At 44.7% G+C, this 13,666-nt stretch carries 13 protein-coding genes and 2 pseudogenes; 7 read left to right on the top strand and 8 right to left on the bottom strand.

Annotation, left to right across the window (positions count from 1 at the left end):
* The first annotated feature begins 106 nt into the window (after positions 1-106).
* Both F6K63_RS24665 and F6K63_RS24660 read left to right on the top strand, forming a co-directional pair.
* Positions 107-1,267, top strand: coding sequence for an iron-containing alcohol dehydrogenase family protein (locus tag F6K63_RS24665; RefSeq protein ID WP_287313372.1), 1,161 nt, complete (start codon positions 107-109; stop codon positions 1,265-1,267).
* 822 nt (positions 1,268-2,089) lie between these two features.
* Complete coding sequence (locus F6K63_RS24660) at positions 2,090-3,295, top strand: aspartate aminotransferase (RefSeq protein WP_044494956.1); 1,206 nt, start codon at positions 2,090-2,092, stop codon at positions 3,293-3,295.
* 287 nt (positions 3,296-3,582) lie between these two features.
* Here F6K63_RS24660 and F6K63_RS37980 read toward each other — a convergent pair.
* Both F6K63_RS37980 and F6K63_RS24650 read right to left on the bottom strand, forming a co-directional pair.
* Positions 3,583-3,696, bottom strand: a pseudogene (locus F6K63_RS37980) (IS630-like element ISMae26 family transposase); the annotation flags it as partial.
* Positions 3,697-4,425: 729 nt separating this feature from the next.
* Complete coding sequence (locus F6K63_RS24650) at positions 4,426-5,340, bottom strand: restriction endonuclease (protein WP_008188725.1); 915 nt, start codon at positions 5,338-5,340, stop codon at positions 4,426-4,428.
* Positions 5,341-5,618: 278 nt separating this feature from the next.
* On the opposite strand from F6K63_RS24650, the pseudogene F6K63_RS24645 reads away from it, so the two are divergent.
* Both F6K63_RS24645 and F6K63_RS24640 read left to right on the top strand, forming a co-directional pair.
* Positions 5,619-5,819 (top strand): annotated as a pseudogene (locus F6K63_RS24645) (hypothetical protein); the annotation flags it as partial.
* 224 nt (positions 5,820-6,043) lie between these two features.
* Entirely contained in the window at positions 6,044-6,433 is a 390-nt protein-coding gene (locus tag F6K63_RS24640) for a hypothetical protein (protein ID WP_008188729.1), read from the top strand.
* Positions 6,434-6,792: 359 nt separating this feature from the next.
* On the opposite strand, the gene F6K63_RS24635 is transcribed toward F6K63_RS24640, so the two are convergent.
* The 4 genes from F6K63_RS24635 to F6K63_RS24620 form a co-directional block, all read right to left on the bottom strand.
* Positions 6,793-7,464 carry a CpsD/CapB family tyrosine-protein kinase gene (locus F6K63_RS24635; protein WP_229414732.1) on the bottom strand — a complete coding sequence of 224 codons (672 nt, stop codon included), beginning with the start codon at positions 7,462-7,464 and terminating at the stop codon, positions 6,793-6,795.
* Between the two features lie 280 nt (positions 7,465-7,744).
* Entirely contained in the window at positions 7,745-8,089 is a 345-nt protein-coding gene (locus F6K63_RS24630; RefSeq protein ID WP_008188731.1) for a GNVR domain-containing protein, read from the bottom strand.
* Between the two features lie 154 nt (positions 8,090-8,243).
* The gene (locus F6K63_RS24625; protein ID WP_287313356.1) at positions 8,244-9,410 is read right to left on the bottom strand and encodes a GumC family protein; all 1,167 of its coding nucleotides are present in this window, start codon (positions 9,408-9,410) and stop codon (positions 8,244-8,246) included.
* Positions 9,411-9,480: 70 nt separating this feature from the next.
* Entirely contained in the window at positions 9,481-9,636 is a 156-nt protein-coding gene (locus F6K63_RS24620; RefSeq protein WP_154659927.1) for a hypothetical protein, read from the bottom strand.
* Between the two features lie 236 nt (positions 9,637-9,872).
* Between F6K63_RS24620 and F6K63_RS24615 the strand changes: the two genes are divergently transcribed.
* The 3 genes from F6K63_RS24615 (at position 9,873) to sfsA (ending at position 12,523) form a co-directional block, all read left to right on the top strand.
* Entirely contained in the window at positions 9,873-10,067 is a 195-nt protein-coding gene (locus F6K63_RS24615; protein ID WP_154659928.1) for a hypothetical protein, read from the top strand.
* 188 nt (positions 10,068-10,255) lie between these two features.
* Positions 10,256-11,602 carry a RuBisCO small subunit-like domain-containing protein gene (locus F6K63_RS24610; protein ID WP_287313355.1) on the top strand — a complete coding sequence of 449 codons (1,347 nt, stop codon included), beginning with the start codon at positions 10,256-10,258 and terminating at the stop codon, positions 11,600-11,602.
* Between the two features lie 189 nt (positions 11,603-11,791).
* On the top strand, positions 11,792-12,523 hold the full coding sequence (gene sfsA / locus F6K63_RS24605; protein ID WP_287313354.1) for a DNA/RNA nuclease SfsA: 732 nt from the start codon (positions 11,792-11,794) through the stop codon (positions 12,521-12,523).
* 438 nt (positions 12,524-12,961) lie between these two features.
* On the opposite strand, the gene F6K63_RS24600 is transcribed toward sfsA, so the two are convergent.
* Both F6K63_RS24600 and F6K63_RS24595 read right to left on the bottom strand, forming a co-directional pair.
* Positions 12,962-13,237 carry a hypothetical protein gene (locus F6K63_RS24600; protein WP_287313353.1) on the bottom strand — a complete coding sequence of 92 codons (276 nt, stop codon included), beginning with the start codon at positions 13,235-13,237 and terminating at the stop codon, positions 12,962-12,964.
* A 103-nt stretch (positions 13,238-13,340) separates the two neighbouring features.
* On the bottom strand, positions 13,341-13,649 hold the full coding sequence (locus F6K63_RS24595) for a hypothetical protein (protein WP_287313352.1): 309 nt from the start codon (positions 13,647-13,649) through the stop codon (positions 13,341-13,343).
* Positions 13,650-13,666: the final 17 nt, after the last annotated feature.

Genomic DNA, 13,666 nt, shown 5'->3' with positions numbered 1-13,666 from the left:
TCCTGGCTCCGGCCTGGTTAGGCAAGACAGCTCGTTGAAGTGAGAATCCCCGTCCATAAGCGGGCGGGGAGTGTCAACAAACCAAAAGTTTATTTGGGCTACAGGCATGACCAAACAAGCACCTACTTCCTTGCTTTACCTAAACGTGGCACCGACTCAAGTAGTGCGTTGCTCCTTGGAAGAATCAGGAAATGCGATCGCACGGCTGGGAAATCGTCCTTTGATTCTAGGAGGTCAGCATACTCTGGCTACCCTAGCCTCATCACTGGAATCGGTTTTGGAACAGCATCAACTCAGTTATGAATGTGCATCCTACAGTCCTGATTGCAGTGAGAAGTCTCTAGCTAAACTCTCAGAAGCTGTTGCTGCTCATCAATCTGACTTGATTATTGGGATTGGCGGAGGTAAGGCGTTGGATACTGCTAAAATCCTAGCGCACCAGTGCCAGTTACCTGTGGTTACTGTACCCACCTCTGCTGCTACCTGTGCCGCTTGGACAGCTCTATCTAATATCTATTCTGACCAGGGGGCTTTCCTGTATGATGTTGGACTTGACCATTGCCCAGATTTATTGGTACTTGATTACAGCTTGATTCAGACAGCGCCCCAACGTACCCTAGTGGCTGGGATTGGTGATGCCTTAGCGAAGTGGTACGAAGCTTCAGTTAGTAGTGGTAGCGCTACAGATACTCTAATTATTGCGGCTGTCCAACAGGCAAGGGTATTGCGAGATATTTTGTTCCAAAAGTCGGTTGATGCTCTAACCCAACCTGGTAGTGAAGTTTGGCGGGAAGTTGTCGATGCAACAGTTTTACTGGCTGGTGTGATTGGGGGCTTGGGTGGAGCTAGATGTCGTACTGTTGCTGCCCATGCTGTACATAATGGTTTAACTCATATACCAGCAGCTCACGATTCTTTACATGGTGAAAAGGTGGCTTATGGCATTTTGGTGCAGCTGCGTTTGGAAGAAATGCTTCAGGGGAACCAACTGGCGGCATCAGCACGGCAACAGTTGCTGAAGTTTTATGCTGAGCTTGGTTTGCCCCAAACTCTCCAAGACCTGGGATTGGGGTCGATTACCTTGGCTCAGTTACAGAAAGCAGCTGAGATTGCCTGTGGGGAAAATTCTGATATTCATCGGCTACCGTTTAAGGTGCTTCCAGAACAGCTGATGGCAGCAATGGTTTCTACTAGGATACTAGTTGAGGGCAGTCGTAAGGAGTTAAGTTTGCCAGCGGTTGAGGTTGAAGGTTGTCTGTCAGAATGAAGAATGTAGAATGAAGAATGTAGAATTTGGAATTCTACATTCTTCATTCAAAAATGTTGCAGGTTGCAGGTTGTAGGTTGAACGGTGTTGGGTTAAGGTTGCAGCTTTTGAGCTCAAACCTGTTGACACTCCCCGACCATTAGGCGCGGGGATTCCTAGATCAACGAGCCGCCTTAAACCGCCGTATTCCTATCTTTAACGCCGTCAAAAATAGGACAGTACTTAACCAAAAACCCGTCAAGACCAAGTTTTTAGTCAATTTACGACAGACCCAGAGGGCGATTCTCCCTAGGCCTTTGGTTACTTAGTTGGAAGTGCCTTTAAGAGTCCGTTTCTCTTCCTTTTCGCCTGGTTCCGGTGTGCCCCACCGTACCGTTTCTTTTTCTCAAGTTGTGATTTTTCTGGGTTCACACGTTAATTGTTAGTTAACGATTGGGTTTTTAAGGAGGATTTTCCCTGCCCTCCGGGCATTACTGTTTTAAGGTCAAGCAGTGGCGGGCTTCTCTCCCGGTTGCGCCAAGGCCAAAGGCCACGCTACGCGAACGGTTTTTCAACCTGTACCCTATACTTATATACCCTAGGGCTAGATAATCGTCAACCCTTTAGACTAGATTTCTTTTAGGCTAAAAGCGCGCTAGTCGCTTTCATCTCCGCTCGCTTTGTGGCGGAGTTTTCAGTGTTCGGATTTCTAATAACCTTTTATATTACTAGCATTTTCCCTTATACTGGCTCTCAACTCGTTCGCGATCGCGTGGCCTTTTGGCCAAAGTCAAAAATTCTAGGTTTTGACCTTCAACCGGCTAACTTCCAAACCTGACACTGATGATGGTAGATTTGATTACCCCAGCACAACGACTAAGCGCACTCCCTCCCTATGTATTTGCTCGTTTAGATGAATTAAAAGCAAGAGCCCGTGAGCAAGGGCTGGATTTGATTGACTTGGGGATGGGTAATCCTGATGGTTCAGCACCGCAGCCGGTGATCGAAGCAGCGATCGCAGCCTTAAAAAATCCGGCTAACCATGGTTATCCTCCCTTTGAGGGGACTGCTAATTTCCGTCGGGCAATTACGAATTGGTATCACCGCCGCTATGATGTGGAGCTAGACCCAGACAGTGAAGCTTTACCTCTGTTAGGGTCCAAGGAAGGACTAGCTCACCTAGCCTTGGCCTATGTGAATCCGGGAGATTTGATTTTAGTACCTTCTCCTGCTTATCCGGTCCACTTCCGGGGTCCGTTGATTGCTGGGGGGGAAATTCACAGCTTGGTTTTGAAACGGGAGAATGATTGGCTGATTGATTTAGGGGCAATTCCGGATCAGGTTGCCCAACGAGCTAAGATCCTCTATTTTAACTATCCCAGTAATCCGACCACCGCTACCGCCCCAAGGGAGTTTTTTGAAGAAATTGTTGCCTTTGCCCGTCGGTACTCAATTCTGCTAGTACATGACTTATGTTATGCGGAATTAGCATTTGATGGCTATCAGCCTACTAGCTTGCTGGAAATTCCTGGCGCTAAAGATATTGGTGTAGAATTCCACACCCTATCCAAAACTTATAATATGGCTGGCTGGCGCGTTGGCTTTGTAGTGGGGAATAGCCGCATTATTCAAGGGTTGCGTACCTTAAAAACTAATCTGGACTATGGGATCTTTGCTGCCTTGCAAACCGCTGCTGAAGCGGCCTTGCAACTGCCAGATGTTTACCTTCAAGACGTCCAAAACCGTTACCGCCGCCGCCGAGATTTCATGATTGAGGGTTTGGCAGAGTTGGGTTGGCAGATTCCTAAATCCAAGGCAACCATGTATCTGTGGGTTCCTTGCCCAGTAGGGGTAAGTTCAACGGATTTTGCTCTGGATGTTTTGCAGCAAACTGGAGTAGTCCTCACGCCGGGAAATGCTTTTGGCATCGGGGGTGAAGGGTATGTGCGGATTAGTTTGATTGCGGAATGCGATCGCTTGGGTGAAGCCCTCAATCGGTTGAAACAAGCTAATATCCGCTACCAAGCCGAAACAATGGTTAAGGTTTAAGGTTTAAGGTTTAAGGTTTAAGGTTTAAGGTTTAAGGTTTAAGGTTTAAGGTTTAAGGTTTAAGGTTTAAGGTTGTAAATAGGTGCAAGTTGTAGGTAGGTGCAGGTAAGTGAACTCAACAACTGTTGGGGGAATTATATCAAATCTGGTAGCATCGGTTTACAACTTGCATTTGCCTTAACTATCCTTACCGACAGCGATTTTTGCGTATAGCTGTCAGTGAGAATGGCCAGAGTTTAGAATGGGTGCATCTCAGTTTTGCCTAATGGCAAAACTGAGATGCACCCTGGCGGACTTCCCCCTTGACGTTGCGGTTTAATATCTCCGGTTTCTCTATGTTGTTTTAGTAATTTTTGAATAAAGCTTTTGGCTACACCAAAACGTTGAGCTAAGTTTCGGAGGTGCGACCCTAGGGCGAGTAAATCGCCCTAGGAGGCGCGCACCTTGATAATTTTTATTTGTTATGAATTTATAGAATTTTTTGCCGAAAGTCAAGAGAGTAAGGTTTCATACGAAATTTTTATAATTAACTATTTAATCTATTTATAATTGTACCTCATAGCTATGAGAAACGCTATATATTCCAAGCAGTAACGCTTCAAGTCCTAATTTTGATCAGCAATCAGCAGCTATTCCGACAACCCCAAAAAAAGCAATACCTCCTATCATTCCGAGCGGTAGCGAAATTTTAGCTAAACACTACCAGCGCGTCATGCAGGAGATACTCAATTATGCTTTACCAGCATTCTGAATTATTCACTCAACACCCGCTGCAATTAAACAGCGGGTGTTTTTTACAATGAACTATCTTCCTGGGGGGGTGACATACAAGCTGAAATCCTTACTGGATAATAATTTCAGCCCATAAGTTCCAAAAATATACATTCTGTTTTGGGCGCTCCTTTGGACGTAGTTATAAGGGTTTGAGCTTGCCATTAAGCGATGCAGCTTCGGAACAGGGGAGGCAGCGCGGTCTTGGGGGTTCCCCCCATGAGCGACTGCCGTGGTTTCCCCCACTCGCGCTTTGCATCAAGACAATGACTTGAGGGTTAATTTCCGACTGTATCTTCCATGAGCCCATTGGCATCAAAGCCTTATAGAGTAAGCTTTTTGGGGCTCATGTCACCCCCTCAGCTATCTTCAGAAGGCTTTTGCTTATATACTTTTTTAATTAATTTTTTCAAATCATCCCTATCAAAAAGCATAATGTCAGTCTTAGCTGCCAGATTTTTTGCAGGTTCTGTAAACTTACTATTAGTGATAACTAGTCCCAGGTTCGCCTGATAATAGCCAATTGCCCCTGTTACTTCCTGAACGGCCTTAATCCCTACGCTACCTTGTTGTATCTTGGCTTGAACAACAGCCTTTATCTCCCCTTTTTTAATTACCAGATCGGCTCCATAATCCGCAGTTGCTGCAGTGCGCTTCACTTGGTAGCCCAGTTGCTTAAATAATTTAGCCATAAATTTTTTAAACTCCCTCCCCTTCATTTTATCAATTATATCTAAGTGTTCATCAATATCCTCTATAGATTCAATATCTAAGTGTTCATCAATATCCTGTTTCGATTCACGCCTATCATCAACCAAAGATTTACCATTATTTACTTCTGCTTTGAGTTTGCGTTTCCAATCAACTTTATATTTCTTTATTCCTAAATTATCAAAAGATGATGAATTCGATGCCCGCCTATCCTCAACCGAAGATTTACCATTATTCACTTCTTCTTTGAGTTTGCGTTTCAAATCACGAGAAACCATTAACCGTTCAATCTCTTTACAGAGAGATGCTTTAGATTCTCCTTCTTGTTGGCGCTCTTTATATATTCCAACCAGTAATGCTTCAAGTCCGAATTTCGATAAGCCATCAGCAGCTATTCCCACCACCCCAAGAAAAGCAATGCCTCCGATCATTCCGAATGGACCTAACATTGCCAAAGCCGCTGTGATCGCTGCTGCTCCAGTAAATCCCGTTGTTGCCATAGCAATTAGAAGTATCACACCAGGTAAGCCTAGTGCAGCAAACTTTCTAACCACTTCATCCATATCACTATTCCTCAATATTGTTAGCTTAGAGAATTGCTCTAATTGTCACCAGTATTCCCTCCAAACTGAGTAACGACATCAGTGGAAATAGGGGATTATTGAATTAACGACGAAGCAAGCTAATAACAGGTTTACACCAACCACTTTACGTTGTCTACTTATGGTTAGCGTGAATAAAGTCAAAGCTTACTGCTGACAACCTATGGGAATCCTGCTTGATGAGTGCGCCCCACGACTAAGTTAAAATAGAGGCGTAAAGCTGAAACAAGATCATTCCAATGACAGTCCGACAACCTCGATACAGCAAAGAAGAATTTGCTCGACGTGGTGATGAAATCTACGAAACTCAGGTGCGTCCAAAGGTCGAAGCAGGGAATCACGGCAAGATTGTTGCCATTGATATTGAAACAGGCGATTTTGAGGTTGACCCAAGGGAAATAGCCGCTTGCGATCGCCTCGAAGCCCGTAACCCAGATGCTCAGAGGATATCTGAAAAGTTTTTTGATACTGAATTTTGCCCCCCTAGCCCCCCAATTCTGGGGGGAACAAGAATCAATTTGCTGGTAGAAGTCCCCCAAAATTGGGGGACCAACGGGGGCTTGGATGTAGCAAATGAGACTTTTCAGACAACCTCTCAAATCTGGATAGTCCGGATTGGTTCACGCTATGTTCGTCGGTTCGGTGGACGTGGAAAAAGAACGGGATGATTAGAGGAAATGTTAATGCAGACTTTGAACCCATTATTCCCATTTCAATTTATGGCTTGAATGGTAAAATTTACACTCAAGCGGCAATCATAGATACAGGGTTTAATGGTTGGCTTTCACTGTCTCCAGATTTGATTACTCAGTTAAATCTGAGATGGAAAAGGCGAGGACGCGCTCTTCTTGGGGATGGTAGTGAATGTATTTTTAATGTGTATGAGGTAGTTATCCTATGGGACGGATTCTCTCTAACAATTCCCATCGATGAAGCTGATTCAGAACCACTTGTTGGAATGTCATTGATGGAAGCGATGCAGCGCGGTCTTGGGGGTTACCCCCATGAGCGACTGCATCAAGACAGGCTATCAACTCATGATTCAAGTCTTTGAAGGAGGCAACGTAGAACTCCACAAAGTCAATGCACTCTAACTAATCACTACATCTTTCGCACTATCTCCCGTTCTTTGTAATTATCTATTAATTATCTAGGGATGATGGTCAATAGTAAATCGTCAATTCTAATTAGATTCAGTATCTAGGAATAAGGGGAAATCGTCCTCCCTACTCCCTACTCCCTACTCCCTACTCCCTACTCCCTGCTCCCTACTCCCTACTCCCTGTTCCCTTTGCTATATATGATCTAATTACTCATAACTAGCAACATCAAGTATTCTATTAAGAGCAACGCTTTCATCTGAAATGTATTCCTGAGAAAAATGGTAATAACTGTTAGGCTCATTATCAGGAATCACGCCATTAACCACCAAGCCCAGAACAGTCTGACCAGACTGCTCCAAAAGGCGAAAGCAGCACTACCAGAATCTACCACTCCAGGTCGGGAAACTAACAGCACACCATCGGTCATTTTTCCTAAGATAGGAGCATCAGCAGCAACGTTTAAAGAAGGGGTATCAATAATCACAAAGTCGTAACGACTAGCAACATGGTTAATCAATGAAGCCATGCGCTGGGAATCCAGAAGCACTGCTGGATTAGGAGGTACTACTCCAGAGGTCAGGACATCCAGAGTCTCGATTACTGGTTTAATGGCATCCCCCAAGTTAACCTGATTCACAAGCATATTGCTCAAGCCCACTTCATTGGACAAATCCCAGATCCGATGTTGAACAGGCTTATGGAGATCAGCATCGATTAGCAATACCTTACTTCCTCGCTGAGCAATCACTGCTGCTAAATTAGCAGACACCGTTGACTTACCTTCTTGAGGTAAGGAACTAGTCACAGTCACCGCCTTGAGGGCTTTATCTGAACTCAAAAACTTGAGATTTGCTTGCAGCATCCGATAGGATTCACTGATGGGAGACCGAGGCGTATTCCGAACAATAACTTGGGGGGTAAATGGATCTAAAACTTCCTGTGATGGATTTAATAATTGAGTTTTACTAAAGTGGGGAATCACACCCAGCAAGGTAAATTTAAATAATTGCTTAACGTCTTTGGCGTTGCTGAATTAAGGAATGAATTCGCGATCATCTGGTGAAAGTTAAAGCCCCCTAAATCCCCCAACTTTGCGGTGCGACCCAAGGGCGATTTACTCGCCCTAGGAGGCGCGCACCGGAAGGGACTTTGAAGGTCTTATTCCCCCCAGAATTGGGGGGTTAGGGGGGCAAAACCATACCCAGAATAAGCAACGCCACGTCTTTAATGGTTTTCAGAGATTTATCTCTTGTTTCTAAAATCTAAATAATTGCTGCGGTCGCAAACAGTCCCTGAAAGCAAGCAGCAATATAGGCTATTTTAGCAGAATAAATCGGAATCATCGGCACCTGAGCCCCTGCAATAATGCGGGCATTACCCATGTTTTGATTTTCCGCTACCTGAATTTCTCCAAGCTTATTTAGCAACAGAGAATAGGTGGATTGGGACACATCAAGTTGCCGTTCTAACTCGCGCTGCTGTTGTTCCAGTCTAGGGAGATCGTTAAGTCTTTTTCGGTAAGCGGTTTGGGCATTGACTAAGGCTTTTGTCTGATTAGCCAAACCTAAACGAGCTGCTTCTAATTCTACTAGCTCTTTAGTAAGCATTCAGCCGTCAGCCGTCAGCCGTGAGCTAAAGGCTCAAGCTGCTTGAGGTGCTTTTTGGCACAGGCTTTGGCCTTGGCCTTTTGGCCTTTTGGCCACGCTACGCGAACGGCCACGCGTGCGCGTTTGGCCACGCTGTGCGAACGACGCTGGGACTTCACTCAGCATTATTCCAATGCTTACTTGTTGTCTTGATGCAATAGCGAGTGGGGGAAACCCCCAAGACCGCGCTGCATCGCTTATTCAAAAGCTGAGAGCTGAGAGCTGAGAGCTGAGAGCTGAGAGCTGAGAGCTGAGAGCTGAGAGCTGAATACTTACGCTCTTTAGTCAGGTCTTGTTGTAACTCTCCTAGTTTAAAAAGCTGGCTAGCAGGTTTCGGCTTAGCATTAGAAACCTGTTTTACTCGCTGGTTTAGGATACCTTTTAGGCTGGCTACCTTACTTTCTAACTTAGCAATTGTGGGATGGGTGGATTGGAAACGGTTACGCTCTAGGGCCAGTTCGACTTCCACTTGGCGCAATTCTTGGAGTGCCTCCTGCACCTCAGGAGACTGTTTAAGAGCTGTAAGAGCTACAGCTTGTTTGGAGTTCATGCCCAATCGTTTTTGGAGCGATTCGTACTGGGCATTGACATCAGCCATTTTAGACTGATTTTGAGCAATTTCCTTTTGCAAATCTGTCAGGACTTCGATAGCTGAGCGAGCTTCTGCGTCTAAAGATATCACTTGATTTTCTTGTTTGAACTGACGCAAAGCTGCTTCTGTTTTACTAACAGTAGCTTCTGCTTGAGGTAACTGTTTCTCAATAAACTTCCGAGCAGCTACAGCTTCAGCCCGTTGAAAATCTAAGTGATTTTCTAAATAAATACTCATTAGTTGATTAACAACTGCTGCTGCTTCTTGAGGGTCTTGAGATTGGTAAGACACTTCCAGAAGATCAGTTTTCCGGATATTGGTAACACTTACATTGTGCAAAAAGTCTTTAGTTGCTAAAGGTTGCCCCTGATTATCTTTAAGATTTAGTGCGGTGATTGTCTTTTGAGCCAGAGGCTCAGACATCATGATGTTGGCTTCTGTATCTAGAGGATTACTTTGGTCTACCAGAGGTTGTAAAATACCGATTTCTTTACCTACCTCGGTAACTGAAGACGTGGTATTAAGCCGCTTAAATAACAGCAATCCTTGGGCTACATATACCGGCTTTTGCAATGATGCCACCAGAGACATAATCACAGAAACTGATACAAAAATACCGGAAGCTGGTAGCCAACGTCGCTTCAGGATCCACCAATATTGTTCAAACCTTGAGGATTCAGGAGATTCCATAAATAGCTCAAGAAAAAATTGTTTAAGTACCTGATGCTTATTTAGGGATATCCTAGCCCAACCAATAGTCTCAATTGTGCCAATACGCCAATTTGAGTACTGTTTGTTGAAGGTTGGCTGGTTGAAGGTTGAATGTTGAAGGTTGAAGGTTGAATGTTGAAGGTTGAAGGTTTAATCGGGTTAATCGAGTTAAAGGTTGAACGCGATCGCGTGGCCTTTTGGCCAAGGTTGAAGGTTGAAGGGTTAATCGGCTTGATGGTTGGCTGGTTGAAGGGTTAATCGGCTTGATGGTTGGCTGGTTGAAGGGTTAATTGGGTTGGCTGGTTGAAGGGTTAATTGGGTTGATGCTTGAATGTTGGCTGTTCGCTGTCAACTTTAAACCTACCCTACTTCAGAGGCCAAAGGCAAACAACCACATAACCTACCCTACACCGAACGCCAAAGGCGAACAACTAAATAACCTTGGCCAATAGGCCATGCGATCGCGTTCAACCAGCCAACCTTGGCCAAAAGGCCACGCGATCGCGTTCAACCAGCCAACCTTGGCCAAAAGGCCACGCGATCGCGTTCAACCAGCCAACCTTGGCCAAAAGGCCACGCGATCGCGTTCAACCAGCCAACCTTCAACCAAATAACCTTCAACCTTCAACCAAATAACCTTCAACCAAATAACCTTCAACCTTCAACCAAATAACCTTCAACCTTCAACCAGCTAACCTTCAACCTTCAACCTTCAACCTTCAACCCGATTAACCCGATTAAACCTTCAACAAACTGTAATAGTATTTCCAATAGGCTAAAAAATTGCCGGATTTGACGAGATTATCACCAGAGCACCTGTTTGTATGTCCCAGCACTATTACATTTCTCCCCGGTTTATCGATAAACTGGCAGTTCACATCACTAAAAACTTCCTTGAGATACCTCATGTCCGTGTGCCTCTAATTCTGGGAATTCATGGACGGAAGGGGGAGGGTAAGTCCTTTCAGTGTGAGCTTGTGTTCGAGCGCATGGGCATTGAGGCGGTTAATATGTCTTCTGGTGAGCTAGAAAGCCCAGATGCTGGGGATCCAGCCCGTCTGATCCGCTTGCGCTACCGAGAAACGGCTGAAATGATCAGAGTCAAGGGTAAAATGTGTGTGCTGATGATCAATGACTTGGATGCTGGGGCGGGACGGTTCGATGAACGCACCCAATATACGGTAAATACCCAGCTGGTGCATGGTACCTTGATGAACATTGCTGATAATCCCACCAATGTCCAACTTCCAGGGAGTTATGACTCACAACCGATCCACCGAGTACCGATTATTGTAACTGGTAATGATTTTTCTACTCTCTATGCGCCTTTGACTCGGGATGGTCGGATGACCAAATTCTACTGGCAGCCCAACCGAGAAGACCGGATTGGTATTGTTAGTGGTATCTTTCACGGAGATGGACTCTCTACCGGGGAGATTGAACAACTGATTGATACCTTCGACAATCAAGCGATTGATTTCTTCAGTGCTTTGCGATCGCGTATTTACGATGAACAAATCCGTAAGTTTATTTATGATATTGGTATAGACCGAGTTTCTTCTCGTGTAGTCAACAGTAAGCAAGGACCGCCCAAATTTGAAACACCAAACTTTAGCATCTCCCGCTTAATTGAGTTTGGAGAACTGATTAAAGCTGAGCAGCAACGGTTGGAGCTCAGCGGACTAGCTAGGGAGTACAATCAAGTCCCCTCCCTGACGAGCCCAGCAAGTAATACAAATACTAATACAAATAGTAATTCTCATATCCCAACCCCTGACCAACCTCAAGCAAACCACAAGGCACCTCTATCCAATCCAGTCATCAGTGAGTCAACTAGCCCTAAGGTCGCCAACGGGTTAAATCAATGTCAGATAGGACAGCACAACGGTAGCAAAAAGCCCTTAGATCTAGGATTAGATCTAGAAACCCAAGAGCAGATTGGAGAGCTTTTGGCTCAAGGTTACCGCCTAACCCTAGAATACGGCAATGAGCGTCGCGTTAAGAATAATGCTTGGAAAACTGGGAATCCATTACCAGAAAACAATGTATCGGAAGCGATCGCAGCTTTAACAGAACGCTTAGGGGAGCATAAGGGTGAGTATGTGCGCCTAATTGGTATCGACACCAAAGCCAAGCGGCGGGTTATCGAAAAGATTATTCAACGTCCTTGAGATCTATCCTCCTTGAAGAGAGGGAGATAGGGAGATAGGGAGATGGAGAGATGGGGAGATGGGGAGTAAGATCAGTTTTCCCTCTTACCGATTCCCGATTCCCGATTCCCGATTCCCGATTCCCAATTCTAAATTCTAAATTCTAAATTCCCGACTCCCTTAACCAATTAACCAACTAACAACTATAACATGACTAATGACAATAACTTGATTTACTCCTACCCACCCCTAAAAGCTGGAACTTTACTCAAACGCTACAAACGCTTTCTTGCGGATATTGAACTGCCATCAGGGGAAATTATTACTGCTCACTGCGCGAACACTGGCCCAATGATCGGAGTATCAACTATTGGCTCTGCTGTACAAGTCTCCCAGAGTGATAACCCGAAGCGGAAGTTACCATACACGTGGGAAATGATTCAGGTCAAGGACAATGAACCAACTTGGGTAGGGGTTAATACGGCTTTACCTAATCGAGTGATTAAGTTAGCATTGGAACAAAAAGTGATTCCCGAATTAGCCGAAAGCTACAGCGAAATCCGCCCTGAGGTGCGTTACGGAAAAGAACGGAAAAGCCGGGTGGATTTTTTACTCACTGGCTCAGAGCGCCCGATTTATTTAGAAGTAAAAAGTGCTACCTTAGCTGAAGAGAATCGTGCTTTATTCCCTGATACAGTTACTACTCGTGGACAAAAACATCTGCAAGAACTGATGGCAGTACTTCCTGAAGCACGAGCGGTGATGCTTTATTTTATTAATCGTGCTGATTGTTTGCACTTTTCTCCTGGTGATAACTATGACCCAGACTATGGTAAACTCTTAAGGGAAGCAGTTAGTAAGGGTTTGGAAGTGTTGCCTTGTCGCTTTGAAATTACCCCGTCAGGAGTTCGCTATTTGGGGTTAGCAACCTTTGAGTTTTGAGGGTGTTAGTAGGTTATATATAGCAATTCTACGAGTTGTGAGGTACACAATTTCTAGATTTTAGGGAACAGCGGATCTGGGAACAGGGAACAGGGCAGAGATAAGAGTAAATAGGGATGCGCTGCATTCAAACAGGGAATAAACGTCAAAGAAGACTGTACCTCATTAGTCCTATAAACGCTATAGCATTTGTATTTGAGTTGTTAATAAAATCCCTTAGGCAAGAGGAATCCCCCCTAACTTAATAAGGAGGGCGGGCAAGAGGCAAGAGTTAATCAAGTATTGATGCAGCCCCTCCCCACTCGCGCTTTGCATCAAGACACTGGATTTGATCTAATGTTTAATCAAATCCAGCCTTAGCAAACTACGCCACTATTATGCCTTCTGAGTAATCTTCTCTTATCCCACATAGCTAAAGTCTAGCATCCATAACCTGAACTATAGGGTTTTTATTTGAGATGTAAACCTGTATGGTCTTGTTTTATTGGACAATAAAAGTGAGGATCTGTTTCTTCTGTTGCCTGTTGTCTGTTGCCGGTTGCCGGTTCCCGGTTCCCGGTTGCCGGTTGCCTTGCGCGTAGCGCTATAGCGTTTATCGCAGTTATGAGGTACAGTGTTATTTGACACCGATTCCCTTTCTTGATGCAGTCCCTCATGGGGGGAACCCCCAAGACCGTAATGGTTCGTTTTCCGTAGGCGAATTAAATTCGCCACGGGTCGCACCTCTGCATCGCTTCAAACCCTCTTGAATATTGCCTATTGCCTTTTGCCTTAAAGGGATAAGCTTTGTCCTCATGACTCTGAGAACTGCTATATATTAGTGATTGCTAATGGTAAAAACCTGCTTAAAGACAAAAACGCGGTTAAAGTTAACGGGAAACTTTTTAATCGCAAAGGAACTCTTCTTAGGCACAAAGGGCTTAGGTATTGTGAAGTTAAATTTAAAGTCAAAGTCATCGTCATCAAATTTAAAGTCAAAGTCATCATCCCTATCATCATCGCTATCATCGTCAACTTTGCCCTTGCCAAAGTCTTTAGACCTACCGTCGCTTCCTGCAATCTCGTTGAGTTCATCTTCTGACAAATTTGTGATGAACTCCAAATCACTGGTTAGATAGTTATCCATTGGAACAATCTCCTGTT

Origin of the sequence: Moorena sp. SIO1G6 (genome assembly GCF_010672795.1) — a bacterium.
Classification (GTDB): Bacteria; Cyanobacteriota; Cyanobacteriia; order Cyanobacteriales; family Coleofasciculaceae; genus Moorena; species Moorena producens.
This window is presented reverse-complemented; position numbering and strand designations above follow the sequence as displayed.